This is a genomic window from Tistrella mobilis KA081020-065, assembly GCF_000264455.2.
In the GTDB taxonomy this organism is placed as follows: Bacteria; Pseudomonadota; Alphaproteobacteria; order Tistrellales; family Tistrellaceae; genus Tistrella; species Tistrella mobilis.
Genome location: NC_017956.1, coordinates 1690734 through 1717028 on the forward strand (window position 1 = coordinate 1690734; position 26295 = coordinate 1717028).

General features: G+C 67.4%; 27 protein-coding genes. 17 read left to right on the forward strand and 10 right to left on the reverse strand.

The genetic code is table 11. The features are described 5' to 3' along the window. The first annotated feature begins 88 nt into the window (after positions 1–88). Both TMO_RS07650 and TMO_RS07655 read left to right on the forward strand, forming a co-directional pair. On the forward strand, positions 89–340 hold the full coding sequence (locus TMO_RS07650) for a hypothetical protein (protein ID WP_014745038.1): 252 nt from the start codon (positions 89–91) through the stop codon (positions 338–340). A 134-nt stretch (positions 341–474) separates the two neighbouring features. Further along, positions 475–660 (forward strand): YqaE/Pmp3 family membrane protein, encoded by a 186-nt coding sequence (locus tag TMO_RS07655; protein ID WP_014745039.1) that lies wholly within the window; start codon positions 475–477, stop codon positions 658–660. 77 nt (positions 661–737) lie between these two features. Here TMO_RS07655 and TMO_RS07660 read toward each other — a convergent pair whose 3' ends face one another. The 6 genes from TMO_RS07660 to TMO_RS07685 all read right to left on the reverse strand — a co-directional run bounded on the left by TMO_RS07660 (position 738) and on the right by TMO_RS07685 (position 6070). Continuing rightward, positions 738–1457 carry a peptidase gene (locus TMO_RS07660; protein ID WP_014745040.1) on the reverse strand — a complete coding sequence of 240 codons (720 nt, stop codon included), beginning with the start codon at positions 1455–1457 and terminating at the stop codon, positions 738–740. 71 nt (positions 1458–1528) lie between these two features. Further along, positions 1529–2365 carry a transglutaminase family protein gene (locus tag TMO_RS07665; protein WP_014745041.1) on the reverse strand — a complete coding sequence of 279 codons (837 nt, stop codon included), beginning with the start codon at positions 2363–2365 and terminating at the stop codon, positions 1529–1531. 55 nt (positions 2366–2420) lie between these two features. Continuing rightward, the gene (locus tag TMO_RS07670; protein ID WP_014745042.1) at positions 2421–3368 is read right to left on the reverse strand and encodes an alpha-E domain-containing protein; all 948 of its coding nucleotides are present in this window, start codon (positions 3366–3368) and stop codon (positions 2421–2423) included. A gap of 85 nt (positions 3369–3453) precedes the next feature. Further along, positions 3454–4911 carry a circularly permuted type 2 ATP-grasp protein gene (locus TMO_RS07675; RefSeq protein ID WP_145978212.1) on the reverse strand — a complete coding sequence of 486 codons (1458 nt, stop codon included), beginning with the start codon at positions 4909–4911 and terminating at the stop codon, positions 3454–3456. A 305-nt stretch (positions 4912–5216) separates the two neighbouring features. Then, positions 5217–5666, reverse strand: a complete 450-nt coding sequence (locus TMO_RS07680) for an ATP-binding protein (RefSeq protein WP_014745044.1) — start codon at positions 5664–5666, stop codon at positions 5217–5219. Between the two features lie 68 nt (positions 5667–5734). Next, positions 5735–6070: an STAS domain-containing protein gene (locus TMO_RS07685; protein ID WP_014745045.1), complete on the reverse strand. Its 336-nt coding sequence runs from the start codon at positions 6068–6070 to the stop codon at positions 5735–5737. Positions 6071–6319: 249 nt separating this feature from the next. Between TMO_RS07685 and TMO_RS07690 the strand changes: the two genes are divergently transcribed. From TMO_RS07690 to TMO_RS07700, 3 genes are all read left to right on the forward strand, one after another. Further along, entirely contained in the window at positions 6320–7972 is a 1653-nt protein-coding gene (locus TMO_RS07690) for a Na/Pi cotransporter family protein (protein ID WP_014745046.1), read from the forward strand. Positions 7973–8124: 152 nt separating this feature from the next. Next, positions 8125–8874, forward strand: coding sequence for a TerC family protein (locus tag TMO_RS07695; RefSeq protein ID WP_014745047.1), 750 nt, complete (start codon positions 8125–8127; stop codon positions 8872–8874). Continuing rightward, complete coding sequence (locus tag TMO_RS07700) at positions 8871–10184, forward strand: hemolysin family protein (protein ID WP_014745048.1); 1314 nt, start codon at positions 8871–8873, stop codon at positions 10182–10184. Before TMO_RS07695 ends, TMO_RS07700 begins: the two co-directional genes overlap by 4 nt. Positions 10185–10199: 15 nt before the next feature. On the opposite strand, the gene TMO_RS07705 is transcribed toward TMO_RS07700, so the two are convergent. Next, the gene (locus tag TMO_RS07705) at positions 10200–10547 is read right to left on the reverse strand and encodes a hypothetical protein (protein WP_014745049.1); all 348 of its coding nucleotides are present in this window, start codon (positions 10545–10547) and stop codon (positions 10200–10202) included. 372 nt (positions 10548–10919) lie between these two features. Between TMO_RS07705 and TMO_RS07710 the strand changes: the two genes are divergently transcribed. The 10 genes from TMO_RS07710 (at position 10920) to TMO_RS07755 (ending at position 21069) form a co-directional block, all read left to right on the forward strand. Continuing rightward, entirely contained in the window at positions 10920–11975 is a 1056-nt protein-coding gene (locus tag TMO_RS07710) for a Fe(3+) ABC transporter substrate-binding protein (RefSeq protein WP_014745050.1), read from the forward strand. 213 nt (positions 11976–12188) lie between these two features. Next, positions 12189–13916: an ABC transporter permease gene (locus TMO_RS07715; protein ID WP_014745051.1), complete on the forward strand. Its 1728-nt coding sequence runs from the start codon at positions 12189–12191 to the stop codon at positions 13914–13916. Beyond that, positions 13916–14977, forward strand: a complete 1062-nt coding sequence (locus TMO_RS07720; RefSeq protein WP_014745052.1) for an ABC transporter ATP-binding protein — start codon at positions 13916–13918, stop codon at positions 14975–14977. The genes TMO_RS07715 and TMO_RS07720 overlap by 1 nt, the downstream gene beginning before the upstream one ends. An 85-nt stretch (positions 14978–15062) precedes the next feature. Further along, complete coding sequence (gene tatA, locus TMO_RS07725) at positions 15063–15311, forward strand: twin-arginine translocase TatA/TatE family subunit (RefSeq protein WP_014745053.1); 249 nt, start codon at positions 15063–15065, stop codon at positions 15309–15311. A 56-nt stretch (positions 15312–15367) separates the two neighbouring features. Then, complete coding sequence (tatB, locus tag TMO_RS07730) at positions 15368–15874, forward strand: Sec-independent protein translocase protein TatB (RefSeq protein WP_014745054.1); 507 nt, start codon at positions 15368–15370, stop codon at positions 15872–15874. Between the two features lie 6 nt (positions 15875–15880). Beyond that, positions 15881–16714: a twin-arginine translocase subunit TatC gene (tatC, locus tag TMO_RS07735; protein WP_014745055.1), complete on the forward strand. Its 834-nt coding sequence runs from the start codon at positions 15881–15883 to the stop codon at positions 16712–16714. Positions 16715–16813: 99 nt separating this feature from the next. Further along, positions 16814–18103 (forward strand): serine--tRNA ligase, encoded by a 1290-nt coding sequence (gene serS, locus TMO_RS07740; protein ID WP_014745056.1) that lies wholly within the window; start codon positions 16814–16816, stop codon positions 18101–18103. A gap of 149 nt (positions 18104–18252) precedes the next feature. Beyond that, on the forward strand, positions 18253–19008 hold the full coding sequence (gene surE, locus TMO_RS07745; protein ID WP_014745057.1) for a 5'/3'-nucleotidase SurE: 756 nt from the start codon (positions 18253–18255) through the stop codon (positions 19006–19008). Between the two features lie 2 nt (positions 19009–19010). Beyond that, positions 19011–19676 (forward strand): protein-L-isoaspartate(D-aspartate) O-methyltransferase, encoded by a 666-nt coding sequence (locus TMO_RS07750; protein ID WP_014745058.1) that lies wholly within the window; start codon positions 19011–19013, stop codon positions 19674–19676. Positions 19677–19764: 88 nt separating this feature from the next. Further along, entirely contained in the window at positions 19765–21069 is a 1305-nt protein-coding gene (locus TMO_RS07755; protein WP_014745059.1) for a peptidoglycan DD-metalloendopeptidase family protein, read from the forward strand. A 38-nt stretch (positions 21070–21107) separates the two neighbouring features. On the opposite strand, the gene fabF is transcribed toward TMO_RS07755, so the two are convergent. From fabF to TMO_RS07770, 3 genes are all read right to left on the reverse strand, one after another. Next, positions 21108–22373 carry a beta-ketoacyl-ACP synthase II gene (gene fabF, locus TMO_RS07760; RefSeq protein WP_014745060.1) on the reverse strand — a complete coding sequence of 422 codons (1266 nt, stop codon included), beginning with the start codon at positions 22371–22373 and terminating at the stop codon, positions 21108–21110. Between the two features lie 11 nt (positions 22374–22384). Further along, positions 22385–22978 (reverse strand): TetR/AcrR family transcriptional regulator, encoded by a 594-nt coding sequence (locus TMO_RS29230; protein WP_014745061.1) that lies wholly within the window; start codon positions 22976–22978, stop codon positions 22385–22387. A gap of 87 nt (positions 22979–23065) precedes the next feature. Further along, entirely contained in the window at positions 23066–23959 is an 894-nt protein-coding gene (locus tag TMO_RS07770) for an ATP-binding protein (protein ID WP_014745062.1), read from the reverse strand. 307 nt (positions 23960–24266) lie between these two features. Between TMO_RS07770 and yajC the strand changes: the two genes are divergently transcribed. Together yajC and secD are read left to right on the forward strand one after the other, a co-directional pair. Further along, positions 24267–24608, forward strand: coding sequence for a preprotein translocase subunit YajC (yajC, locus tag TMO_RS07775; RefSeq protein WP_322108061.1), 342 nt, complete (start codon positions 24267–24269; stop codon positions 24606–24608). A gap of 109 nt (positions 24609–24717) precedes the next feature. Beyond that, on the forward strand, positions 24718–26286 hold the full coding sequence (secD, locus tag TMO_RS07780) for a protein translocase subunit SecD (protein ID WP_014745064.1): 1569 nt from the start codon (positions 24718–24720) through the stop codon (positions 26284–26286). Positions 26287–26295 lie beyond the last annotated feature (9 nt).

Sequence of the window (26295 nt, forward strand, 5' to 3'; positions counted from 1 at the left end):
CCCCCGATGCGCACCGCTCTTGCAACCAGATCATGCAATGGCTGGCCCATTCCCGGCGACGGTCCCCTGAAGGAGGAGCACCGAAACCATGTCCGCCATGAAGCATAGCCCCAAAGCCCTTGCCGCCGCTGCCGTGTGTGTTGCGGCCCTTGCCCTGGCTGCCTGCGGTAACTCGCCTGAACGTCGCGGTCTGACCGGTGCCGGCCTGGGTGCCGGTGCGGGTGCCGCGATCGGCGCCGCCACGGGCGGCAGCGTGCTGGGTGGTGCGCTGGTCGGCGGTGCGGCCGGTGGCCTGACCGGCGCGCTGACCGACAAGGACGACATCGACATCGGCGACTGATCGCCATCCCGACGGTTCCCGTCGCAAAAACATCACGGGGCGGTGCGGTCGACGTGACCGGCCGCCCTCCTTACATACCGGTCAGCTTTCGCACCCTGCGCGAGCCGCCTTTCCCGAAAGACGGAGGTCCATCCATGGAGGGACGCAACGACAGCTTTCTGGGCGACCTGTTCCGCATCATCGTCGCGGTGATCCTGCCGCCGCTGGGCGTGTTGCTGGAGGTCGGCCTGACCAAGCACTTCTGGATCAATATCCTGCTGACGCTGCTTGGCTGGCTGCCCGGCATCATCCATGCGGTCTGGGTCATCAGCCGTCGCTGAGACCGCCCGTCATACGGAAAGGCCCCGATCCCTGGCCGGATCGGGGCCTTTTCATGCGGCGTCCCTGAAGGGTGCGGTCACCACTCCGGATCGGGAAGATCCAGATAGGCCGCGCGCAAGGCCTCGGACCAGCGCTGGCGGATGGAGAGGAAATAGGGATCGGTCTCGTCGATCCGCCGCTCGAGGTCGTATTCGAAGGTGTCGGTGCGGATCACGGTCAGATCGATCGGCATGCCCACCGACAGATTGCTGCGCAAGGTGCTGTCCATCGAAATCATGGCCAGCTTGATCGCGTCGTGAATGCGGGTCTCCGGCCCCATCACCCGGTCGAGGATCGGCTTGCCGTATTTGTGCTCGCCGATCTGGAGGTAGTGGGTATCGCTCATCGCTTCGATGAAGTTGCCCGCCGAATAGATCTGGAAAAGGCGGAGTTCGTCGCCCCGGATCTGACCGCCGAGCAGGAAGGTGACGTTGAATGCGGTGTCATGGGCTTCCAGCGCCGGGCCGTCGGCACGGTGGACGGCCCGGATCGACTCGCCCACAATTTCGGCTGCCGAAACCATGTCGGGGGCATCGTCCAGATGGCGGCCGTCTTCCAGGCCGCGCCGCAGGCGATTGACCACTGCCTGGGTGATGGCGAGGTTGCCAGCAGCCGTCAGGCAGAGCACCGACTTGCCGGGGCGTCCCCAGAGCGTGGTCTTGCGATAGGTCGAAATGTTGTCGACGCCGGCATTGGTCCGGGTGTCGGAGAGCATCACCAGTCCGGCGCGCATCTTCAATCCGACGCAGTATGTCATGAGGGTGGGAATCCGTCTGAGGGGCGCGGTGTCGAAGGGGCGGGCTGGCGGAACCCGGCTTCGTCCCGCCTTCACTGTTGGGCCTGTTCCGTGACGTGGACGCGGACGGCGAGGTGTTCCTCGTCGCCGGCGATACGGATGCCGCGCACGGGTGCTGCATCCAGATAGTCGAGACCGTGGGCGAGGCGGATATAGGATCCGGTCGGGCTGATGCCGTTGGACGGATCGAAGCCGACCCAGCCCAGCCCGTCCAGCCAGGCTTCCGCCCAGGCATGGCTGGCTTCGCTGCCCGGGTTCTCGGCATGGTCGTCGTCATTGGGCGAGAGATAGCCGCTGACATAGCGGGCGGGAATGCCCAGTTCCCGCACCAGGGTGATAAAGACGTGCGCATGGTCCTGGCACACGCCGCGCCCGTGGGCCAGCGCCTCGGCGGCGGTGGTGCGGGCATCGGTGGCCCCTTTGACATATGCCACGCGCCCCGCGGTCAGGCGCAGGACGGCATGCATGGCCGCCACCGCCCCTTCGGCCTCCAGCACAGGGCGGACCTCGTCAGCGATGGCCTTCAGCGCGTCATCGGCCGTGGTCAGCGGGGTTTCGCGCAGGAACACCTCGGGCGACAGCGTGTCGGGCAGGTCACTGCCGACGACCCCGGCGGTATCGGTCGTCTCGACGATCCCGCGTACCGTCACCGCCAGCCGGTCGTGGTCGCGATCGAGGGTCAATTGATGAACGCGGTTGCCGAAACCGTCGGTGAGCGGCACCAGATGGGCAGTGGGCTCAACCTCGATCCGCCACGAGATCACACGCTGGGCCGCCAGGTCGGGCGGGGTAAGGCGCAGCGCCTGGATCGCATATCGGGCAGGCCGCCCATAGGTGTAAATGGTCTGGTGCTCGACGGTCAGGCGCATGAATCCCTCGACGATACGGACGGGAGCGACGGGGTATACCCGCCGCAGATCCCGGTCAAGACAGATAGCAGCGCTGAATCTCGTCGCTGAGCCGCGCATTGCGCATGATGAAGTCTGTCAGGAACTCGTGCAAGCCGGCCTGAAAGATGTCCTCGGTCCGGCCATAGGTCAGCTGGGCGTGAAGCTGGCCGGCCTGGCGGTGGCATTCGGCCCTGCGGCCGTAGAGCTTGGCCAGATAGTCCAGCTGGGTGTCGACCTCTCCCACACAGGCGACCAGCGATCGCGGCATCTCGGGCCGCAGGATCAGGAACTCGGCTACCAGCCAGGGCCGGACATTGGTCCGGTACAGCCAGTGGAACGAGCGATGCGCCGAGACCGCCCGCAGGATCGACATCCACTGGTATTCGTCGACCGCGCCGCCGACGGTCTCTTCCGGCGGCAGCAGGATGTTATATTTCACATCCAGAATCCGGGCGGTATTGTCACCCCGTTCGACATAGGTGCCAAGCCGCACGAAGGCATAGGCGTCGTCACGGATCATGGTGCCGTAGGCGCTGCCCCGGAACAGGGTGACGCGTTCCTTGATCCAGTCCAGGAAGTTGCGCAGCTCCGTGCCGGTGATGGCGGCCGGGTCGAGCCGGTTCATCTCCATCCAGGTGCTGTTGATGCTCTCCCACATTTCAGAGGTGAGGGCGGTGCGCACCGAGCGGGCATTGCGGCGAGCGTTTTCGATACAGCTGCGGATGCTCGACGGGTTGTCGCGATCGAAGGCGATGTAGTCCACCACCCGGCGCTGATCGACGGCATCCTCGCCATGACGTGCCATGAAGCCCCCGGCGACACCGGCACTGATGAGCGCCGAGCGCCATTCGTCATAGCCGCCTTCGGCAGACGAAGGCAGCAGGGCCATGCGATGGGCGGCTTCGATGATGCGGGCGAGATTTTCCGCCCGCTCCATATTGCGGGAGAGCCAGTAGATATTGTCGGCGGTACGGCTGAGCATCGAGGGGGTTCCCCGGGAAGATCGGTCGAGAGGGCCGCCGGAACGGCCCCTGCGGCAGGGCTGACGACGGGCGCCGGGCGGCGCCTCAGCGGGCGAGCACCCAGGTGTCCTTGGTGCCGCCGCCCTGGCTGGAATTCACCACCAGAGAGCCCTTCTTCAGCGCCACGCGGGTCAGCCCGCCCGGCACCAGCGAGACGCCGTTGGCGCCGACCAGCAGGAACGGCCTGAGGTCGACATGGCGCGGGGCCACCCCTTCCTCGACCAGGGTCGGGCAGGTCGACAGGGCCAGTGTCGGCTGGGCGATGAAGTCTTCCGGGTTCGCCTTGATCCGCTCGGCATAGGCCGCCTGCTCGGCGCGGGTCGACTTCGGGCCGACCAGCATGCCGTAGCCGCCCGATCCGCGGACCTCCTTCACCACCAGCTCGTCCAGATGTTCCAGTACATAGCGGCAGTCGTCGTTCCGGCCGCACCAGCGGGTCGGCACGTTGTTGAGCAGCGGCTCCTCGCCCAGATAGAAGCGGATCATATCCGGCACGAAAGTGTAGATCATCTTGTCGTCGGCGATGCCGGTGCCCACTGCATTGGCAAGTGTCACATTGCCTGCGCGATAGGCGTCGATCAGCCCGGGTACGCCCAGCTGGCTGTCGGGTCGGAAGACCAGCGGGTCCAGGAAGGCGTCGTCGATGCGCCGGTAGATGATGTCGACCCGCTTCGGCCCCTCGGTCGTCCGCATGAAGACCTTGTTTTCCGAGACGAAGAGGTCGGGGCCCTCGACCAGTTCGACACCCATCTGGTCGGCCAGGAAGGTGTGCTCGTAATAGGCGCTGTTGTAGATGCCGGGCGTCAGGAGAACCACCGTCGGCTGGCCGGCGGACATGTTCGGCGGCGCCACCGAGCAGAGCGTGTCGCGCAGGCTGGACGGGTAGTGGTCGACCGGGCGGACCTGATGCGCCGACAGCAGATCGGGGAAGAGCCGCATCATCACGTCGCGGTTCTCCAGCATGTACGACACGCCCGAGGGCGTGCGGACATTGTCTTCCAGCACGAAGAAATCGTTCTCGTCGGTCCGCACCAGATCGATGCCGGCGATGTGGGTATAGACATTGCCGGGGACCTTGAGCCCCTGCATCTGGGGCAGATAGCCCACATTGCGCAGCACCAGATCCGGTGGAACGATGCCGGCCTTCAGGATGTCCTGGCCGTGATAGATGTCGGTCAGGAAGGCGTTGAGCGCCCGAACGCGCTGGGCCAGACCGCGGGACAGGGTGGACCATTCCTCGCCGGTCACGATCCGCGGCACCAGGTCGAAGGGCAGGATGCGCTCCGGGTCGCCACCTTCGCCGTAGACGGCGAAGGTGATGCCGATCCGCCGGAACAGCACCTCGGCCTCGCGGCGCTTCAGTTGCAGGCGGTCATGCGGTGTCTGTGTCAACCAGGCTCTGATTTCCGCATAGGCAGCTCTGACGTCCTCCGGTGACCTGACTTCGTCCGGTGTGCGGGCTTCTTCGGGCGCATCGGTCCCCGCCGTCGCCCAGCCGTTCATCTCGTCGAAGATCCGGATGTCAGTCGTATTGCTCAAGAGAGCATCCTCCGCCGTGTTGACGTTCGACGGCATGACCAGCAAATGCCGTGCCATCGATCTGCGGCCGGATCTTCCCCGGAAACCGGCCGCTCCCCACTTGAATCCTGCCCATCTTTTCGGCAGAGAACAACAGTGCTGCGCAGCGCAGTGGCGTCGAAAGGGGGCCGGCCTGCAGAAACCGGGGCGGGAGCGGGCGGAAAACGAGGGCGGAAAGCAAAACGGGCCCGGCGATGCCGGGCCCGACAGGCGATGATCCGTCCGGGGGATCAATCGTCGGCGATGCCGGCCGGGATCTGCTTGCGGAGCGTCACTACATTGCGGCCGTCGATGCGGGCATAGTCCACCTGATCCATCATGCTGCGGACCAGATGCACACCCAGACCGCCGATCGGCCGGTCTTCGATATCGCCCTCGAGCACCGGCGGCGGGGCCTCGGCGAAGGGGTCGAAGGCGGGGCCGTCATCGACGATCACGACGGTGACCGAGGCGGCGTCGCCCTCTCCGGCGGCAAGCCGCACCGTGATCGGCAGGCCGGTGGCGCCATCGGGAAAGCCGTAGCTGATCACATTGGTGATCAGTTCGTCAGCCGCGAGCGAGATCTGGTACGAGACCGCCGGCGGCAGAGCATGCGCGTCGCAGAAAGTCTCGATCGCATCCGCAAGCCGGGTCAGTTCGCTCAGGTCGGCCGCAAGGGCCAGTTCGGTCACTGCGGTCATGGCGCGGTTCCCTGATCCGGGGCGCGTGTGGCGCAGCCGGGCCTGCCGGCCGCGCGAGGGGTGAGCGATCAGGCGAAAGCCGCGATCGCCTCGTCCCGGCCCGGCAGGATCTGGAAGATCGCGCTGAAGCCGCTGATGTCGAAGACCTCGCGGATCTCGGGCCGCATGCCCGACAACACGACCTTGCCGCCGCTGGCCTTGGACCGCTTGGCGGCGATCAGCAGCACCCTGAGGCCGGCACTGCTGATATAGTCCAGCCCGGCAAGATCCACCGCCAGCCGGCCCGCGGAGGAGTCCAGCGCCGCCAGAACCTCGGCTTCGAAAGCCGGACAACTGGTGCCGTCCAGCCGGCCCTTCGGGCTGAGGACGACGACCGTTCCGATGGACTGACGCTCGATCTGCATCTTCGCTCCCGTCAACTTGAGCCCGGGGCCGCCGGTAGCCGTCAAGAACACTGACGCGCGGCCCCTGGAACCGTTCCGGATTCCATATCAGGTGGCAGCATTTTGCCCAAGGAATTTTGTCCGGGCACGACAGTATATGACAGTTGAATGACGTTGCTGGGTGACGATTGCGGCGCGTGGGGTGGTGCGGCACACTCCGCACTCTGCGGGACCGACGGTCCGGTCCCGATCTTCTCCGGCTCAGGTGGAATGCTGCTCGACGTTACCACGGCCCTGGCCGGGCTGGGCCTGTTCTTCCTCGGCGCACGCACGCTGGGCGATGCCCTGAAACGTCTGGCTGGCCGCCGGGTCCGGGTGGCGGTTGCCCGCAGCACCGACGGCCCGCTGAAGGCGGCCGGCATGGGGCTGGTGATGGCGGCCGTCACCCAGTCCACCCAGGTTGCCACCTTCATCCTGGCGGGCATGATCCGCGCGGCGCTGATCCGGGCCGAACGGGCGATGATGGTCATGACCGGCGTCAATGTCGGGGTCTGCGGCCTGCTGTTCGTGGCGACTTTCGATGTCCGGATCGTGGTCTATGCCGTTATCGGTCTGTCGGGCATCGCGATGACCCGCGCCCGTTTCGCGCCCTGGCGGGACCAGTTCTCTGCCCTGTTCGGCGCCGGGCTGCTGCTGTTCGGGCTGGGCTTGCTGCGTCAGGGAACGGTGCCGATCGCCGGGCTCGACATCGTAACCGGCACCATGGCGGCGATCAGCGGCCACGACATCCTGGTCTTCCTGGCGGCCGCCCTGCTGATCCTGGCGGTACAGTCGTCGTCAGCCGTGGGCATGATCGGCATCTCGCTGGCCGGAGCCGGCCTGTTCGGGCCCGAACAGGCGATCGCGCTCGCCTTCGGTGCCAATTTCGGCACGGCGCTCAACATGGCGCTGCTGACCCGCAGCATGACCGGCCGCGCCCGTCAGCTCGCCATGTTCCAGGTGCTGGTCAATCTCGTCGGCACGGCGGTGACCCTGCCGCTGCTGCTGGCGGAAAGCGCCGGCCTTACCGGTTTCGGTCCGATCGGCGCGATCGCGGCGCTGACCGGTGATGCGGGGCGGAGCGTCGCCTGGGCCTTTCTGCTGTTCAATCTGATAGGGGCCGGGCTGTCGGGCCTGCTGCTGCCCTGGATCGCGCCGGTTCTGGCGCGGATCTGGCCGGTGACGCGGGTGGAGGCCGATGCCCAGCCGGCCTTCCTGGAAGACGGCATGCTGCGTGACCCGGCCGGTGCGCTCGATCTGGCCATTCTGGAGCAGCGCCGGCTGGTTGCCCATCTGGCGCATCTGTCGGCGATTGCGGCCGATCCGGGGGATCCGGCGGCCGGCAGGGTGGCGATGGCCCAGCGGGTCGACGGGCTGTTGACCCTGCATGGGCGGATCGCCGAGGTGCTGCGGGATCTCGGCGCCGCCGACATCTCGGCTGCCGCCTATGAGCGGCTGGCTCGCGCGGTGGCCAATCATCAGCGTCTCGATGGAGTGATCCACGGCTTTGCCGAACTGGCCGGCACGCTCATCGACCGGCTGACCGATCCGGGGGTGATGGGGCGGGTCTCGCGCGGCATGCTGGATGGTATCGATGCCGTGGTGATGACGCTGGCCGAGGTGGCGCAGAGTGCCGATGCGGACGAGCGGATGCTGCTGCGGGCGATGACCGGCGATCGCGCCGAGACCATGGGACGCATCCGCAGCAGCTATCTGGCGGCGGAAGAGGCGCTGACGCCGGCCGATCGCGGGCGCCTGCTGCTGGCAACCAATCTCTGCGAGCGGTTGTTCTGGATGCTGGGCAGCCTGGTGGAAGGGCTGGAGGCCGAGTTCAAGGCCGGCAGTGAGGATGGCGTGGTGCTGCCACTGCCCGAGGCGTCCTGAACTGGCCGGGGGCCTCGCGGCAGCTGTGTCTTCGGTGCCATGTCGTCGAAAATCGTCACCCTCCGGTGGATTGTCGGCATCGCCGGCAGGGCTCCGACGGTTATGCTGACCGCAACGGCATGTTCTTGTTTCAGGAAAGGCGCACGGGCTCCATGCTCGATCTGCTCACCGATCCGCAGGTCATTCTCAGCTTCCTCACCCTCGCGGTGCTGGAGATCGTCCTCGGTATCGACAACCTTCTCTTCGTCCAGATCATCGCCGGACGGGTGGCCCCTGAACGGCGGGACACCGCCCGGCGGGTGGGGCTGGCGCTCGCCCTCGTCACCCGGCTGATCCTGCTGGCGGCCATCTCGTGGGTGGCGGGCCTGACCGCACCGCTGGTGGACATCCAGGGCTTCGCCCTGTCCTGGCGGGACGTGATCCTGATCGCCGGCGGCCTGTTCCTGCTCGCCAAGGCCACGACCGAGATCCACCACACGGTGGATGGCGATGAAGAGCACGGGGCAGGGGAGCCGAAGATCCATCTCAGCCTCGCCGCTGCCGTAGTACAGATTGCCCTGCTCGACATCGTGTTTTCGCTCGACAGCGTGATCACGGCGGTCGGCATGGCGCAGCATCTGCCGGTCATGGTGGCGGCGGTGATCGCGGCCATGATCGTGATGATCGTGGCGGCCGCCCCGGTCGGCCGTTTCGTGGAGCGGCATCAGTCGGTGAAAATGCTTTGCCTGTCCTTCCTGCTTCTGGTGGGCGTGGCCTTGATCGCAGATGGACTCCATTTCCATATACCGAAGGGCTATCTCTACTTCGCCATCGCCTTCTCGGCGCTGGTCGAAGGTCTCAACATCCTGGCCAAGAGCCGCCGGCGTCGCCGCCGGGCCATGAGCAACGTCGCACCGTCGTGATCTTCGAAATACTGATCGTCTTCGCGCTGATCCTGCTGAACGCGGTTTTCGCGATGTCGGAAATGGCTCTGGTCTCCGCCCGCCGCCCTCGGCTGATGGAGCGGGCCTCGGCCGGTGACCGGTCGGCGGCCGCCGCACTGCGGCTCGCCGACGACCCGACCCGGTTCCTGTCCACCGTCCAGATCGGCATCACCCTCGTGGGCGTGCTGGCCGGTGCTTATTCCGGCGCCACCCTCGCCGGGCCGCTGGCCGATATGCTGGCGACCATTCCGGGCTTCGAGCCCCATGCGCGGCCGGTGGCCGTGGGCCTTGTCGTCGCCGGCGTCACCTATGTGTCGCTGGTGGTGGGAGAGCTGATCCCGAAGCGGCTGGCGCTTGCCCATGCCACCACGATCGCCATGGCGGTGGCGCGGCCGATGTCGGTGCTGGCGGTGATCGCCACCCCGGCGATCTGGCTGCTGCGTGTGTCGACCGAAGGCGGGTTGAAGCTGCTCAGGGTCGACACCGCCTCGGCCGAAGCGGTCACCGAGGACGAGATCCGGGCCATGGTTCGCGAAGGGGCGGACAGTGGTGCCATCGATCGTGCCGAACAGAACCTGATCGACAGCGTCTTTGCCCTCGACGACCGGCCGGTCCGCACCGTGATGACCCCGCGCCACGACGTCATCTGGCTGGATGCCGATCGGCCTTTCGGCGAACAGCTGGACCGGATCTCGGGCAGTGCGCGCTCACGCTATCCGGTTGCCCGCGGCAGCCTGGACGAACCGGTGGGCATCGTCGCCACGCGCGACATCCTGGACGTCGTGCTGGCCGGTGGCACCCCCGATATGGCGACGCTCGCCCGGCCGGTGCTGGTGGTGCATGAAGCGGTGCCGCTGCTGAAAATGATCGCCATGCTCCGCGATGAACGTGAGCCCATGGCCCTGGTGGTCGATGAGTATGGCGGTGTCGAGGGCGTGGTGACCGCCACCGACATCCTGTCGGCGATCGCGGGCGAGACCGCGCTCGGCTGGGATGATGATCGGCCTGCGGCGGTCGCGCGGCCCGAAGGCGGCTGGCTTGCCGATGGTCGCATGGCGATCAGCGAGGTCGAGCGCCTGCTCGACCGTCAGGACCTTCACGGCGAAGGCGACTACGCGACCCTCGCCGGTTTCCTGCTCTGGCATATGGAGCGGGTGCCGGTGGCGGGCGACGTCTTCGACTGGCAGGACATCCGCTTCGAAGTCGTCGACATGGACGGCCGCCGGATCGACAAGGTGCTGATCCGGCTGCGGCCTGTGGATGATGTGCTGCCGGGCGAGGGGATCTGAGCCGCAGGTGCCGGCTTAGCGCAGCACACCGCCGCGGAGATCGGGGGCCAGACGCCGGATGCCGGCATCGGCCTCCGCCATCGCACGTTCTCCCTGGTTGCCGTCGCAGGCGCGGTTGGCGCGATCCAGATGCTGACGCGCCGCGATGTAGTCGGCGACGCGACGGTCCCGCCGGGGCGGATCGGCCACCAGTTTCGCCAGGGTCTGCACGGCCGATCGACAAGAAGATCGTGTGGCGTCCTGGGCGCGGGCCTCGCCCGAAGGGAGTGCGGCCGCAAACATGCCTGCCATGAGACCGGCCAGAAAGATGCTGTGCAGACGGATCCGCCCGGGGCGGGCGGTACGAAGGCAGCGGATGGTCATCGCGAAGGCGCCTCGTCGATCAGGCGGGAGCACTTGCGCCGGGCAGGAGCGTAGATCGCGTCCCGATCAGGTGGGGAAAGGACATCTGCGTTGCACTGTGCGCCCCTGTGCACCAGAAGGCCGTGGAACGATCCTTTCGCGTCGCAGTATCTCCATGCAGGGCTGTGCTGTAAACGGCGAACTCCACGAAATCCGACGGCCGATATCGCGGGGCGGCGAATCGCCGCGTATCGCAAATCAGTCTCACCCGCGCTTGAAGCGACGCTTCCGGAATGATAGGCAAGAGCTGATAGGAATTCGCAATCGCACGCCGCTGGCGCCTTCGGCCCGGCGGCCCGGATTCCGCCTGCCCCGCTTATCGACGAGACTGCCATGACCGACATGTTTCGCCGTCCCGCCCGTCATCGCCTGTTCGGCAGCATCGGCGGCGCTGCCGCGGCCCTTGCTCTGCTGGTCGCCGGCCCGGCGGCGTCCGCTGCAGAGGTTAACCTCTACTCGGCGCGCCAGGAACAGCTGATCCGCCCGATCCTCGACACCTTCACCGCCGAAACCGGCATCAAGGTGAACCTGCTCTCCGACAGCGGCGAAAAGCTGCTGGCGCGCATCCAGGCCGAGGGGGAGAACAGCCCTGCCGACATTCTGCTGACCGTCGACGTGGCGCGGCTGGAGCAGGCGAAGGAAGCAGGCATCTTCCAGCCCGTCTCGTCCAAGGTGCTGGAAGAGGCGGTGCCGGCGCATCTGCGTGACAGCGACAATGCCTGGTTCGGCCTGTCGAAGCGCGCGCGTGTGGTCGTCTACGCCAAGGATCGGGTGAAGCCCGAAGAGCTGTCGACCTACGAACAGCTCGCCGATCCGATGTGGAAGGGGCGTATCGCCATCCGCTCGTCGAGCAACACCTACAACCAGTCGCTGACCGCGGCCATGATCGTGGCCAACGGGCCCGAGAAGACCGAGGACTGGGCGAAGGGGCTGGTGGAGAATTTTGCCCGCAAGCCGCAGGGTGGTGACCGCGATCAGATCCAGGCCGTTGCCTCGGGCGAAGCCGATATCGCGGTGGTCAATACCTACTATCTGGGCGGTATGCTCGCTGGCAAGGACGAGGCCCAGAAGGCGGCCGCCGAGAAGGTGGCCGTGTTCTTCCCCAATCAGGACGGCCGCGGTACCCATGTCAACGTTTCGGGCGCCGGTGTGGTCAAGACCGCGCCCAATCGTGAGGCGGCGGTCAAGCTGCTGGAATTCCTGGTCTCGGAAGAGGCTCAGAAGTTCTACGCCGAAGTGAACCAGGAATTCCCGGTGCGGCCCGGCGTGCCGTCCTCGGAGATCATCCAGTCCTGGGGGCCGTTCAAGGAAGACACCGTGGCGATCACCCGCCTGGGTGAGCTGAACCGTCAGGCCGTGGAGATCATGGACCGCGCCGGCTGGCGCTGAGCGGAGCGGCTGCGACGTTCCGGAAAGGGTGCCGTGACGGCCACGTCACGGCACCCTTTCGCCGTTTCAGGCCGGCAATGCTTGATCCGCCGTCAGACGACGTGTACCCATCTTCGATCCCGGGACTGCGGATGTGTCGCAGTCACGATCGCGACATGCTCCACAGGCAGGATGCCTGGCACCCACGGCAGCTGACGGAGGCGTATCCGCCCCATGGCCACCATCTATGCAGGCAAGCCGGAGGACGAGCCGCCCGCGGCGGGCCGCGCCGCTGTAGCACCGGTCCTGCAGGCCCGTCGTGGCGGGCGGGGCGGGTTGGCCTGGCCGCTTGCGGCCATGCTGCTGGCGGCGCTGGTGGCGGTACCGGTGGTGGTGGTGCTGAGTGCGGGGCTCACCCCCGATCTCGCCGTCTGGTCCCATCTGATCGACACCGTGCTTGGCCGGTATCTGGCAAATACTCTCTGGCTGACGCTCGGGGTCGGCGCCGGCACGCTGACGCTGGGTGTGGGCACGGCCTGGCTGGTGACCATGTGCCGCTTTCCCGGGCGACGGAGTTTCGAATGGGCGCTGCTGCTGCCGATGGCGGTGCCGGCCTATGTCATCGCCTATACCTATTCCGGCCTGCTCGACTATTCCGGGCCGGTGCAGGAGACGTTACGTCTTCTGATCGGCGCCACCAGCCGCCGCGACTACTGGTTTCCGCAGATCCGCAGCCTGGGCGGTGCCATCGTGGTGATGACGCTGGTGCTCTACCCTTACGTCTATCTGCTCGCCCGGGCGGCCTTTCTTGAACAGTCGATGTGCGTGCTGGAGATCGGCCGCACGCTTGGCAATGGCCCCTGGTCCTGCTTCCGGCGCATCGCCCTGCCGCTGGCTCGTCCCGCGATCGTTACCGGCGTCAGCCTGGCGCTGATGGAGGTGCTGGCGGATTTCGGTACGGTCGATTATTTCGCCGTCGACACCTTCACCACCGGCATCTACCGCACCTGGTTCGGCCTGGGGGAGCGGGCCGCCGCGGCGCAGCTGGCTGCGGTGCTGCTTTCGGTGGTGCTTATCCTGGTGCTGCTGGAGCGGGCGAGCCGCGGCGAGCGGCGCTTCCACCACACCTCGCGCCGCTATCGGCCGCTGCCGGGCTGGCAGCTCCGCGGCCTGCGCAAGGCGGGTGCCGTTGCGGCCTGCGCCCTGCCGATCCTGTGCGGTTTTCTGATCCCGGCTGCAGCACTCGGCTGGTGGGCGCTGACCTCGCGGCTCGATTCCGGCAGCGGCTTTCCGCGCCTTGTGGTCACCAGCCTGCTGCTGGCGGCCGCAGCGGCGGTGATGGCAGTGGCGGCGGCCCTGGTCGTCGCCTATGCCCGCAGGCTGGCCCCCGGTCGCGCCTCGGCGCTGGCGGCGCGGGTGGCGGCCATGGGCTATGCCGTGCCGGGGGCGGTGATCGCGGTCGGGATCGTGGTTCCCCTGGCGGCGGCCGACGGGGTGATCATCGACATCGCCCGTGCCCTTGGTCTCGGCAATCCGGGCCTGGTCCTGACCGGCACGCTGGTCGGCCTGCTTTACGCCTATATGGTCCGCTTCCTGGCGGTGTCGCTGAACACGGTGGAGGCGAGCCTCGGCAAGGTGACGGCCTCGATGGATGATGCTGCGCGGGTCTTCGGCCTCGGGCCCGGGGCGACGCTGGTCCGGGTTCATGCGCCGCTGGTTTCGGGTGGCCTGCTGACCGCCGCCCTGCTGGTCTTCGTCGATGTGCTGAAAGAATTGCCGGCGACCCTGATCCTCCGGCCCTTCGGCATCGGCACGCTGGCCATGCGCACCTATGAACTGGCTGGCGATGAACGCCTCGCCGATGCCTCTCTGCCCGCTCTCACCATCGTCGCCGCCGGCATCCTGCCGGTGATCCTGTTGTCCCGGGCGATCGCCCGGTCCCGTCCCGGTGCCCGGAATTGATGAACCCGTCCTCCACCACGCCTTCGCGACTGATCCTCGACGACATCGTCCATGCCTATGACGGGCGGGTGGCGGTCGACCATGTCTCGGTCGGTATTGCGGCGGGCGAAATCCTGTGCCTGCTGGGCCCGTCGGGCTGCGGCAAGACCACCTGTCTGCGGCTTGCGGCGGGGCTTGAAGACGTGCAGCACGGCCGGGTGATCATCGATGGCCGGACAGTGGCCGAGCCGGGCCGGGCGGTGAAACCCGAGGCCCGGGGAGTGGGGCTGGTCTTCCAGGATTATGCCCTGTTTCCACATCTGACCGTGCGCGACAATGTCGGCTTCGGCCTGAGACAGGCCGGCGCCGCCGAACGCCGCCGGCGGAGCGAGGCGCTGCTCGATCTGGTCGGGCTCGGCGGTCGGGGAGGGGACTACCCGCATATGATGTCCGGCGGCGAGCAGCAGCGCGTGGCCCTGGCCCGGGCGCTGGCGCCCGAGCCGCAGGTGATGCTGCTGGACGAACCGTTCTCGGGGCTCGACATCGCGCTGCGCGACCGGTTGTGCGCCGATACCCTGGCGGTGTTGCGCGAGGTGGGCGCCGCGGCCCTGATGGTGACCCATGATCCGGATGAAGCCCTGCGCATGGGGGATCGGATCGCGGTGATGAATGGCGGCCGGATCGTGCAGGCAGGATATGCCACGGAACTTTATCAGGCGCCGGCAACCCCCTTTGTTGCCAGACTTTTCGGCGAACTGAATGCCATCAGCCTGCGGGTTGCGGGCGGCCGGGTCTCAACGCCGCTCGGCCCGTTGCCGGCACCGGGCTTTGCTGATGGCGCGGCGGTGACGGTGATGATCCGGCCCGAGGCGCTGATCGAGGATGCGTATGGGGTTATCGAGGCCGAGGTCGTCGAGGTCCGGGCGCTCGGGCCGGTGACGGCGCTGGGAATACGGGTTGCGGGCTGGCCCGGCCGGCTGGGGTTGCGGCTCGGCGGTGTGCCGCGCCATGACCGGGGCGATCGTCTCAGGCTGACTCTCGACCTGGGCCAGACTTTCGTATTCGCGGCGGATGGGCGCTGACGGCTGCATTGCACAGCCCCCGTGCTTCTGCCATCATGCGCCGCACGATTAGGCAGTCCGGGGGACTGCGGAGGAGGGGTACCCGATGAGCATCGGTATTTGGCAGATCGTCCTGATCCTGGTTCTGGTCCTGATCCTGTTCGGGGCAGGCAAGCTGCCGCGGGTGATGGGCGACGTGGCCAAGGGCATCAAGAGCTTCAAGGCCGGCATGAAGGACGAGGAGACCGAGAACAACAGCTCGTCGTCTCAGGATCCGAAAGTGCTGAACAAGCCGCAGGATGCGCGCATGGCGGACGAGGTCCGTCGTGATGAGGTCAGCGGCCCGAAGGCCTGATCCGGTGACGCATTCGAGGAGCGGACGCAGGCTGCTGCGTCCGTCTGCGTGACTCCATGTTCGACATCGGCTGGGCGGAACTCGCCCTGGTGTTCGTCGTCGCCCTGATCGTGATCGGCCCGAAGGACCTGCCTGTCGCTTTGCGTGCGGCCGGCGTCTGGATGGGACGGTTGAGGCGGATGGCGCGCGAATTCCAGTCGAGCGTTGACGAGGTTCTGCGCGAATCCGAACTCAAGGAGCTGCGCGACCGGGCCGAGAAGGCGTCGCGCTTCGACATGGGCGAGGCGACCCGCAGGGCGATCGATCCCGATGGCGCGCTGGAGCGGGCGACATCTCCGGTTCGTCTGGATGATGACGCCCCGGCCGCGAAGCCCGCGGATGCGGATGCGGCGACGCCTGCCGCGGCCCCGGCTGCTGCCCATCCGGCTCCTGCATCTCAGGCGCCCGCATCTTTGGCCCCCGCACCTGCGGCACCGACGGATGCCACGCCCGCCGCACCGGTCGGACCGAAACCGGCCGCGCCGGATGCGGTACCCGACGATGCCACCACCCCGAAGGCCTGACGCTTCATGGCGACCCATGACGATGACGACGAGGTCGAGAACTCCAAAGCGCCGCTGCTCGAGCATCTGATCGAGCTTCGCAACCGGCTGATCTATTCGGTCGTGGCGCTGCTGATCGCCTTCGGCGTCTGCTACATGTTCGCCGAGGACATCTTCGGCTTCCTGGTCGAGCCGCTCGCCAAGGTGCTCGGCCACGACAAGCGCCTGATCTACACCGGCCTGACCGAGGCCTTCTTCACCTATGTGAAGGTCTCGTTCTATGCCGCGCTGTTCATCTCGTTCCCGATCATCGCCTCCCAGCTCTACATGTTCGTGGCGCCGGGGCTCTACCGGAACGAGCGCAAGGCGTTCATGCCCTTCCTGATCGCCACGCCGTTCCTGTTCGTACTCGGTGCGGCGCTCGCCTATTACTTTGTCTTTCCGCTCGCCTGGGGCTTCTTCGCCGGCTTCCAGACCACCGGCAGCGAAACCAGTATGGCGATCGAACTCGAGGCGAAGGTCGATCAGTATCTGTCGCTGGTGCTGGCGCTGATCTTCGCCTTCGGTCTCGCCTTCCAGCTGCCGGTGGCCTTGAGCCTGCTGGTGCGTGCCGGGCTGGTGAGCGCCGAAGCCCTGGCCAAGAAGCGCCGGTTTGCGATCGTCATCGTCTTCCTGGCTGCGGCGGTGATGACCCCGCCTGATCTGATCAGCCAGTGCTCTCTGGCCGTGCCGCTGCTGATCCTCTATGAAATTTCGATCTTCATCGCGCGGCGGATCGAGAGGGCACGGGCAGAGCGGGAGAAGGCCGAGGAGGCGGAACTCGCCGCGACGCTCGCCGACAAGGACGACAGCGGCGCTTGACCCGAAGGGATCAGGGCCGTTAGATGGGCGCGCTTCGGCCGGATGGCCGGCGCGCCCTTCGTCGTTTCCGGAACCATCGTTCATTCAGCGAGCGAACCAATGCACGACATACGCCTTCTGCGCGATGCGCCCGACGCCTTCGACGCCGCCCTTGCTCGTCGTGGCCTCGATGCGTCGTCGGAGCGTCTCGTGGCGCTCGATGAACGGCGCCGCGCCCTGATCCGTGAGCTGCAGGAATTGCAGACCCGGCGTAATGTCGCCTCGAAGGAAATCGGCCAGATCAAGCGCACCGGCGGCGATGCCGCGGCCCTGGTCGCCGAGGTTCAGGCGATCAAGGAACGGATGCCCGAGCTGGAGGCCGAAGAGACGGCGCTTGGCCGCGAACTCGACGATGCGCTCTCCAGCCTGCCCAACCAGCTGGATGCGGACGTGCCCGACGGGCCGGACGAGACCGCGAATGTCGAGCTGCGCCGCTGGGGCACGCCCCGCGCCTTCGATTTCGCGCCGCGCGCCCATTATGAACTGGGCGAGATGATGGCTGCCGGTCCGGTGCTGAAGGCGATGGATTTCGAGCGGGCGGCCAGGCTGTCGGGCGCACGCTTCGTGGTTCTGGCCGGCCAGATGGCACGGCTGGAGAGGGCGCTGGCGCAGTTCATGCTGGACCTGCACACAGGCACGCATGGCTTCATCGAGGTTCAGCCACCGCTTCTGGTTGGCACCGACGCCGTCTACGGCACCGGCCAGCTGCCTAAATTCGCCGAGGATCTGTTCCGCACCACCGATGACCGCTGGCTGATCCCCACCTCCGAGGTGCCGCTGACCAATCTTGTGGCCGGCGAAATCCTGGACGAGGCGGCCCTGCCGCTGCGGCTGACCGCGCTGACCCCATGCTTCCGGTCGGAAGCCGGCTCCGCCGGTCGCGATACCCGCGGCATGCTCCGTCAGCATCAGTTCTCGAAGGTGGAGATGGTGTCCATCACCACCGCCGAAGCCTCGCGCGACGAGCAGGACTACATGACGGCCTGCGCCGAAAAGGTTCTTCAGCTGCTGGAACTGCCCTATCGGGTGGTGGTGCTGTGTTCGGGCGATACCGGTTTCGCCGCAGCGCGCACCCACGACATCGAAGTCTGGGTGCCGGCGCAGAACACCTATCGCGAAATCTCCAGCGTCTCGAACACCCGCGATTTCCAGGCGCGGCGGATGAAGGCCCGCTGCCGCAAGGCCGGCGAGCGCGATACCCGCTTCGTTCACACGCTCAACGGCTCGGGTGTTGCTGTCGGTCGCGCATTGATTGCGCTGGTCGAGAACCATCAGCAGGCGGATGGCAGCATCCGCATCCCGGAGGCGCTGCGCCCCTATCTGGGCGGCGCCGAGGTCGTCGGTGCCTGATCCGTTCGCCTGTCCCCTGCAGACGACACGCATCACATCATACCGGAATACCGGAAACGAGTGCCGCCGATTGCATCGGCGGCACTTCCCATGAAAGCCAAGAACGGGTATCCAAGCCCGGCTTTCCCGATCCTCAAGGAGTTCGGCACGTGCGCATCCTGATCAGCAACGACGACGGCATCAACGCCCCCGGGATCGCGATCCTGGAGCAGATTGCGCGCGAGCTGTCCGACGACGTTTGGGTCGTCGCGCCTGAGACCGATCAGAGCGGCGTGTCGCATTCGCTGACCATCCATAACCCGCTGCGTGTGCGCAAGATCGCCGACAAGCGCTATGGCGTCAGCGGCACCCCCACCGATTGCGTGCTGATCGCCACCCGCCGGCTGATGCACGAAACCGCGCCGGATCTGGTGCTTTCGGGCGTCAATCGGGGCGCCAATCTGGGTGAGGATGTGCATTATTCCGGCACCATCGCCGCCGCCAAGGAAGCCACGCTGCTGGGCCTGCAGGCGATCGCGATGAGCCAGGTTTTCGTCGATCCGCAGGATGTGCCCTGGCGCACGGCTCGTGCTCATGGCCCCGCCCTGGTCGAGAAGCTGATCGCCACGAAATGGCCCAAGGGCGTGCTGGTCAACGTCAACTATCCGCCGGTCGAGCCCGAGGCGGTGACCGGCGTGAAGGTCGTCTCCCAGGGGCAGCGCGTTCTGGGAGAGATGATCGTCGAAGGCCGCGACCCGCGTGGCGTGCCCTATTACTGGATCGGCGGACTGCGCCGCGACGGTCACGAGACCGAAGGCACCGATCTGTCGGTGATCCGCAAGGGCGCCATCTCGGTCACGCCGCTGCATATCGACCTGACCGCCCGCGACTATATGGGCGCGCTCGAGGACGTGCTGGGGGCCTGACGATGGAGACGCTCGCCGAAGCGAAGATCAAGCTGTTGATGCAGCTGCGTTCGGCGGGCATCACCGACACGCGGGTGCTGAAGGCCATCGAGACGGTGCCGCGCGAGATCTTCGTGCCGACACCGCTGGTGCCCAAGGCCTATGCCAATCGCGCCCTGCCCATCGGGCAGGGCCAGACCATCAGTCAGCCCGAGGTGGTGGCGCTGATGACCCAGGCCCTGGAGCTGGGCGACCGGCACAAGGTGCTGGAGATCGGTACCGGCTCCGGCTACCAGACCGCGATCCTGTCGCGGCTGGCTCGCCGGGTCTATACGGTCGAGCGTCATCGCAGCCTGGCGCGGGAAGCCCAGAGCCGTTTCGGGGAACTGGCCATGCACAATGTGGTCAACCGGATCGGCGATGGTATGCGTGGCTGGCCCGAACAGGCGCCTTTCGACCGGATCATCGTGACAGCTGCTTCGGACGAAGTGCCCGAAGAACTGCTCGATCAGCTGGCGATCGGCGGACTGATGGTGATGCCGGTGGGCGCCCATGGCCGCGAACAGCGCCTGATGAAGCTGATCCGCAACGAAGATGGCGTCGACGACGTCGAGATTGCCCGCGTCCGTTTCGTGCCGCTGATGCCCGGCGTGCCGCGCGAAGATGATCCGGGCTCGCCGGCGGGTTGATACGCGCTGGCGGCTTGTGCCGGATCACGCTTCCGTTGCCGCAGTGCGACATGCGGCTTAGACTGGGCGCGCCATGAACGGGGCCGCCATGATCAGACCCAGCCTGTCCTTTCGCCATGCCGCTGCAGCGGCGCTCGTGCTTCTCGTTGCCGCCTGTGCCGGGCGCGACGAGCCGGCGCCGGTCGATTTTCGCGGTGCCCAACCTGGGGGGATCGCACTCCCCGCCGGGGCGAGCGAGATCGTCGTGGAGCGGGGCGATACGCTGTATGCCATTGCCCGGCGTAACAATGTGCCGCTGCGGGCGCTGATCGAAGCGAACCATCTGCAACCGCCCTATACCATCTATCCCGGCAACCGCCTGGTGCTGCCGGCCAACCGCATCCATACCGTGCGCCAGAACGAGACGCTCTACGGCATTTCGCGGGCCTATGGCGTGGAGATGACGGCGTTGGCCCAGGCCAACGGATTGCAGCCGCCCTATCCTGTGTCGCCCGGCCAGCGTCTGGTCGTGCCCGAAGGGCAGGGGCCCGGCACCCAGGCCGCGGCGGCGGCGGTGGCCGCGGCGGGGCCGGAGGGCCGGCCGCCCTCGACCCGGATCGAGGATGCGGAGACGATTTCTGTATCGCCTGCGGTCGGCGGCACGGCCGTCGCATCCGCGGGAACCGCTGCCACCGGCGGCACCGGCATCTCGGCCGCTCCTCTGCCGCCGCCCGGAACCGAGACCACGTCCGCGGCATCGACGACGGTTGCGCCCGTCACGACGGCACCGGCTTCGGCCGGCGAGCCCGCGACCGGTGGTGAACCGGTGACGCTTGCTCCGCGCGCGGAAGACGTCACGCCGCCGCCCGCGGCACCTGCAGAACCCGCGCCGCAGCCGGCCCCGGCCCCGGTCGAGCCGCCAAAGGCGGAACCGGCGCCCACGCCCACGCCTGCACCGGCCCAGCCGGCAGCTGAACCGGCGCCTGCGCCGGTGAAGGCCAAGCCCGTGGAAACCGGTGATCTGGGGCCGGCGCCGAAACGCTTCGTCTGGCCGGTCAACGGCCGGGTCGTTTCGGCCTATGGCGACAAGGCCGGGGGTCTGCACAATGACGGGGTGAACATCCAGGCGCCGCGCGGCACGCCGATCCGCGCGGCCGCCGACGGCGTGGTGGTCTATGCCGGCAGCGACCTGAAGGGTTTCGGCAACATGCTGCTGATCCGCCATGGCGGCAACTGGCTGACCGCCTACGCCCATGCCCAGGCGGTGCTGGTGGATCGCGGCCAGCGGGTGAAGCAGGGCGAGGTGATCGCCCGGGTCGGCTCCAGCGGCAATGTCGATCAGCCACAGCTGCATTTCGAGTTGCGCCGGGGCCGCGAAGCCGTTGATCCTGAACGCTATCTGCCCCGGCGATGAGCCGGGGCAGGCTGCGTCGTCGCTGATGGGCCCGGCTGTCAGCGGTAGCGGCTGAAGATCACCGATGCGTTGACGCCACCGAAGCCGAAGCCGTTCGACAGCACATGATCGACGGAGCGGTGCCGGGCCTCGGGGCCGATCAGGTCCAGCCCGGCCGCCGCGGGGTCGGGATCGGTGAGGTTCAGCGTCGGCGGCAGTATGCCGTCGCGCAGCGCCAGCACCGAGAACATCGCCTCGATCGCGCCGGCGGCACCGAGCAGATGGCCGGTGGCCGATTTGGTCGACGAGATCGACACGCCCGCGCCCTCGCCGAACACCGCGCGGATCGCCGCCAGCTCGCCGGCATCGCCGACCGGTGTCGAGGTCGCATGCGCGTTCAGATAGCCGATCTCTTTCGGATCGAGACGGGCAGAGGCGAGTGCCGCCCGCATCGCCCGCTGGGCGCCTTCACCGTCTTCCGGGGCCGCGGTCATGTGATGGGCATCGGCGCTGGTGCCATAGCCGGTGAGTTCGGCGATCGGAACCGCGCCCCGGGCCAGGGCATGATCGAGTGCCTCGATGACCAGCATGGCCGCACCTTCGCCCATGACGAAGCCGTCGCGCGCCGTATCGAAGGGCCGGGAAGCTTCGGCCGGGCGGTCGTTGAAGCCGGTCGAGAGGGCGCGCGCTGCCGCAAAGCCACCAAGGCTGACCCGGTCGATGCACCCTTCGGCACCACCCGCCAGTGCAATATCGGCCTCGCCGGAATGGATCAGCCGGGCGGCATCGCCGATCGCCTGGACACTGGCGGCACAGGCGGTGACCGGCGCGCCCAGCGGCCCGCGAAGCCCGAAGCGGATCGAGACCTGACCGGCCGCCATATTGGGCAGGAAGGACGGCACGGTGAACGGAGAAAGCCGCCGCGGGCCCTTGCCGTCGGTGGTGCGCACGGCCTCTGCCATGGCGGGCAGGCCGCCGACGCCGGTACCGATGATGGTGGCGGTGCGGTCGCGTTCGGCCTCGGACGCCTCCAGCCAGCCGGCCTGGCCCAGCGCCTCTTCGGCGGCGGCCAGGGCGAGCAGGATAAAGCGGTCCATCTTCTTGTGGTCCTTGGGCGGCACGGCGCGGGCGGCATCGAAGCCACCCTCGGCATCCTCGGCCGCATCGGGCACCACGCCGGCGATTTTCGCCGGCAGATCCTGCACCATGGTCTCGGGCAGGGCGCGAATGCCCGAGCGTCCCTCGATCAGGCGCCGCCAGACCGTGGGCGCGCCCTGACCGAGCGGCGAGACCACGCCGATACCGGTGACGACGATGCGTCTCATGGGGGTGTCCTTCATCTTGACCCGGAGGACAGCAGCGTCCTGAGGTCGTTGAGGGCTGCGGCGATCCCGTCGGTCATCGGCGCGGGATCGCCAGCGAGAAAGGCGAGAACGGCGCTGCCGGCCCAGCGTGCGGTGAAATCCCGGGCAGCGATGTCCGCCCTGTCTGCGTCGACACCGCCCGCCTTCAGTTCGGCCGCTACGCTGGTGCGCAACAGGGTTGCTGCCCGGATGCATGTCTCGCGGGCGACGCGCTCCGCCTCGCCGCCATTGGCCAGGTCGCGGGCCAGCCGCTGGATCGGGCAGCCATGGCGGGCGGCGAGCGGGGCACCGGCGGCCAGCCCGGTTGCGATGATCGTCAGCCGCTCTTCCGGAGACCGGCCCTCGGCCGCCCGGGCCAGAATCTCCTCTGCCCGGTTTAGTTGCGCATCGGCTGCCACCGTCGCAAGGGCTGCCTTGGTCGGGAAATGATAGAACACGGCACCGGCCGGCACGCCGGCCCGGGCGGCGATGTCCCGCAGGCTGACGGCATCATATCCCCGTTCATGGAAGAGATCAGCCGCCGCTCGCGCCAGGCGCTCACGACGGTCTCGGGCAGGGAGGCGCATACCGGTGGTTCGTTCGGGTTTAGTTAGTCAACTGACTTAACAGGAGCATCAAAAATGGGCCGCGTCAAGCGCGGCCCTTTGGGTGGTTCAGCCCTTGCGGGTTTCCAGCTGGCGGCCCAGCCGGCCGGCCAGATCCTGAATATACTGCCAGGCCACACGGCCCGACCGGCCGCCGCGGGTCTGGGCCCAGGCGAGGGCCTCCCGCTCCACATCGACGTCCTTCGAGCCCAGGCCATAGGCGGTGACATAGCCGTGCACCATCGCGAGATAGGTCTTCTGATCGCAGGCATGGAAGCCGAGCCAGAGGCCGAAACGGTCGGAGAGCGAGACCTTTTCTTCGATCGCTTCCGACGGGTTGATCGCCGTCGAGCGCTCGTTGTCGATCATGTCGCGCGGCATCAGATGGCGGCGGTTGGATGTGGCGTAGAACAGCACCTCGTCGGGCCGGCCTTCGATGCCGCCGTCGAGCACGGCCTTCAGCGACTTGTAATCGGTATCGTCGTGATCGAAAGAGAGATCGTCGCAGAACAGCAGCGCGCGGGTATCGCCCCCGCGCAGAACTGCCAGCAGGTCGGGCAGCTGCGAAATGTCTTCGCGGTGGATTTCGATCAGCTTGATCGGCCGGTGGCCGGCCGGCGTCTCGGCCACGATCTTAGCATGCACCGCCTTGACCAGCGAGCTTTTGCCCATGCCGCGCGCACCCCAGAGCAGGGCATTGTTGGCCGGCAGGCCGGCGGCGAAACGCCGGGTGTTCTCGAGCAGCTGATCGCGGGCGAGGTTTACGCCTTCCAGAAGGCCGATATCGACCCGCGAGACCCGGGGGACCGGCTGCAGGCTGCGATTGGTCGAGACCCAGACGAAGGCGTCGGCGGCATCGAGATCGATGGTGGCGGCCGGCGGCGGCGCCATGCGCTCCAGTGCCGAGGCGATGCGGTCGAGCGCCGACAGAAGGTCGGGGGAAGCAGAGGCGGTATCGGTCATCGGGGCAGGATCCTGCAGGCGGATGTCGGACAGAGGGCAGTGACGCGGTGTTATATCGCGTTGATGATGCGGGCCCAAGCGGCGGGCCACGATGGGGACCCCCACACCGCAGGACCGGCCCGGTCCCCTGACCGCCGGGTTCGCTTTGCAAAGCTGCGGGGCACCGCTATAGTCCGCTCACGACTGCGCCGGAGCCGGTTTGCGGCTGCGGCCTCCTCTTGCCAACGCAATATACACCCACGGGGACGTATCGATGCTCATCTCTCCGGCCTATGCGCAGGCCGCCGGTGCCGACGGCGGTGCTGGCATGCTCATGCAGCTGCTGCCGCTGCTCCTGATCTTCGTCGTCTTCTATTTCCTGCTGATCCGGCCGCAGCAGAAGAAGGCCAAGCAGCACCGCGAGATGATCTCGGCGCTGCGTCGCGGCGACCGTGTGGTGACCGCGGGCGGCATCGTCGGCACGATCGCCAAGGTCGATGACGACACCTACGCCACCCTCGAGATCGCGCCCGACGTGCGCGTGAAGGTGATGCGCCACACCATCACCGACAAGATCGCGGCGACCGAGCCGGCCCGCTCGGGCCGCAAGGGCAAGGAGGCCGACGAGGCTGCCGACGCCGACGCCGACGCCGAGAAGAGCGGGAAGTGACGACCAGGCCGCCGCCGGAGGCATCCGGCGGCGGCCTTCCCGATAAGACGTCTCCCCGAGGTCCGCTTCCCGGCCGCCTCTCCGCCTTTCCGCCCAGACGACGGTATCCATGCTGCAATTCGCCAAGTGGAAGACGGCGCTGATCATCGGCATCTGCCTGATCGGCGTTCTCTTCACCGCTCCGAACCTGATCGGCCGGCAGACGCTCGACGCGCTGCCCGACTGGTTGCCCAAACAGCGCCTCAGCCTGGGGCTGGATCTGCGTGGCGGCTCGCACCTGCTGCTCGAAGTCGAGATGGGGGCGGTGCTGCGCGAGCGCCTGGCCTCGGTTGCCGATGATGTGCGCTCGAAGCTGCGCGAGGACGGAACCGGTTATGCCGCGATCGGCGTCGATGGTGATGCCATCGTGGTCCGGGCGCGCGATGCCGCCGATGCCGGCAAGATCGCGGATGCGATGCGCGGCCTGAATGCCGGCCTCGATGTGTCGACCGATGGCGGCGTGATCCGCGCTACCTTCACCGAGGCCGAGATCGCCCATCGCCGCGACCAGACGCTTGCGCAGTCGATCGAGGTCGTGCGCCGGCGCGTCGATGAACTCGGCACCCGCGAAAGCTCGATCCAGCGCCAGGGCGACGACCGGATCATCGTTCAGCTGCCGGGCGTCGAGAATCCGGGCGAGATCAAGGCCCTGCTCGGTACCACCGCCAAGATGAGCTTCCGCCTGCTCGACCCCACGGTCAGCGCGGCCGAGGTGCTCTCGGGCGGGCGGCTGCCGCCGGGTTCGGAACTGCTGGACGGTACCGGCCCGGGTGGCCAGCCGACCAAATATGTGGTCCAGCGCCGGGTTCTGGTGTCGGGCGAACGCCTGACCGACAGCCAGCCCAGCTTCCAGAACAACGAGCCGGTGGTGAGCTTCCGCTTCGACAGCGTCGGTGCCCGCCGGTTCGGCGAGGCCACCCAGCAGAATGTCGGCCGCAACCTCGCCATCGTCCTCGACGACAAGGTGATCAGCGCGCCGGTGATCCGCGAGCCCATTCTGGGCGGTTCGGGCGTCATTTCCGGGACCTTCACGGTTCAGGAAGCCAACAATCTGGCCGTCCTGCTGCGTGCCGGTGCTCTGCCCGCACCGCTGACCGTGATCGAAGAGCGCACGGTCGGGCCCGATCTGGGGGCCGACGCCATTGCCCGCGGTGAATTCGCGAGCGTGCTGGCCTTCGTTCTGGTCATCGCCTTCATGGCGCTCTACTACCGTCGTCTCGGCCTTTACGCCGATATCGCGCTGCTCGCCAATCTGGTGCTGCTGCTGGGGGCCCTGTCGGCCCTGCAGGCGACACTCACCCTGCCGGGCATCGCCGGCATCGTGCTGACGATGGGCATGGCGGTCGACGCCAATGTGCTGATTTATGAGCGGATCCGCGAGGAACGCGCTGCCGGGCGATCGGTGATCGCCGCGGTGGAGGCGGGCTTCAAGGGTGCGATGACCACCATCATCGACAGCAACCTCACCACGCTGATTGCCGCGGCATTGCTGTTCCAGTTCGGCTCGGGGCCCGTCAAGGGTTTCGCGGTCACGCTGTCGATCGGCATTCTGACCACGCTGTTCAGCGCCGTGTTCGTGACCCGTCTGCTTGTGGCCAGCTGGCTGCATCGGGCGCGTCCGAAGACCCTTGCCCTCTGACCGCGCCGG

Bases quoted from the DNA above. Each gene is read 5' to 3' on its own strand.
- fabF (WP_014745060.1), bottom strand. From the start codon at position 22,373: ATGAGACGCATCGTCGTCACCGGTATCGGCGTGGTCTCGCCGCTCGGT.
- TMO_RS07685 (WP_014745045.1), bottom strand. From the start codon at position 6,070: ATGCAGATCGAGCGTCAGTCCATCGGAACGGTCGTCGTCCTCAGCCCG.
- TMO_RS29230 (WP_014745061.1), bottom strand. From the start codon at position 22,978: ATGCGCCTCCCTGCCCGAGACCGTCGTGAGCGCCTGGCGCGAGCGGCG.
- serS (WP_014745056.1), top strand. From the start codon at position 16,814: ATGCACGACATACGCCTTCTGCGCGATGCGCCCGACGCCTTCGACGCC.
- tatA (WP_014745053.1), top strand. From the start codon at position 15,063: ATGAGCATCGGTATTTGGCAGATCGTCCTGATCCTGGTTCTGGTCCTG.
- TMO_RS07715 (WP_014745051.1), top strand. From the start codon at position 12,189: ATGGCCACCATCTATGCAGGCAAGCCGGAGGACGAGCCGCCCGCGGCG.
- TMO_RS07655 (WP_014745039.1), top strand. From the start codon at position 475: ATGGAGGGACGCAACGACAGCTTTCTGGGCGACCTGTTCCGCATCATC.
- TMO_RS07755 (WP_014745059.1), top strand. From the start codon at position 19,765: ATGATCAGACCCAGCCTGTCCTTTCGCCATGCCGCTGCAGCGGCGCTC.
- TMO_RS07770 (WP_014745062.1), bottom strand. From the start codon at position 23,959: ATGACCGATACCGCCTCTGCTTCCCCCGACCTTCTGTCGGCGCTCGAC.
- TMO_RS07665 (WP_014745041.1), bottom strand. From the start codon at position 2,365: ATGCGCCTGACCGTCGAGCACCAGACCATTTACACCTATGGGCGGCCT.
- TMO_RS07705 (WP_014745049.1), bottom strand. From the start codon at position 10,547: ATGACCATCCGCTGCCTTCGTACCGCCCGCCCCGGGCGGATCCGTCTG.
- TMO_RS07650 (WP_014745038.1), top strand. From the start codon at position 89: ATGTCCGCCATGAAGCATAGCCCCAAAGCCCTTGCCGCCGCTGCCGTG.
- TMO_RS07660 (WP_014745040.1), bottom strand. From the start codon at position 1,457: ATGACATACTGCGTCGGATTGAAGATGCGCGCCGGACTGGTGATGCTC.
- TMO_RS07675 (WP_145978212.1), bottom strand. From the start codon at position 4,911: ATGAACGGCTGGGCGACGGCGGGGACCGATGCGCCCGAAGAAGCCCGC.
- TMO_RS07670 (WP_014745042.1), bottom strand. From the start codon at position 3,368: ATGCTCAGCCGTACCGCCGACAATATCTACTGGCTCTCCCGCAATATG.
- TMO_RS07720 (WP_014745052.1), top strand. From the start codon at position 13,916: ATGAACCCGTCCTCCACCACGCCTTCGCGACTGATCCTCGACGACATC.
- yajC (WP_322108061.1), top strand. From the start codon at position 24,267: ATGCTCATGCAGCTGCTGCCGCTGCTCCTGATCTTCGTCGTCTTCTAT.
- TMO_RS07690 (WP_014745046.1), top strand. From the start codon at position 6,320: ATGCTGCTCGACGTTACCACGGCCCTGGCCGGGCTGGGCCTGTTCTTC.
- TMO_RS07695 (WP_014745047.1), top strand. From the start codon at position 8,125: ATGCTCGATCTGCTCACCGATCCGCAGGTCATTCTCAGCTTCCTCACC.
- TMO_RS07750 (WP_014745058.1), top strand. From the start codon at position 19,011: ATGGAGACGCTCGCCGAAGCGAAGATCAAGCTGTTGATGCAGCTGCGT.
- TMO_RS07680 (WP_014745044.1), bottom strand. From the start codon at position 5,666: ATGACCGCAGTGACCGAACTGGCCCTTGCGGCCGACCTGAGCGAACTG.
- tatC (WP_014745055.1), top strand. From the start codon at position 15,881: ATGGCGACCCATGACGATGACGACGAGGTCGAGAACTCCAAAGCGCCG.
- tatB (WP_014745054.1), top strand. From the start codon at position 15,368: ATGTTCGACATCGGCTGGGCGGAACTCGCCCTGGTGTTCGTCGTCGCC.
- secD (WP_014745064.1), top strand. From the start codon at position 24,718: ATGCTGCAATTCGCCAAGTGGAAGACGGCGCTGATCATCGGCATCTGC.
- TMO_RS07710 (WP_014745050.1), top strand. From the start codon at position 10,920: ATGACCGACATGTTTCGCCGTCCCGCCCGTCATCGCCTGTTCGGCAGC.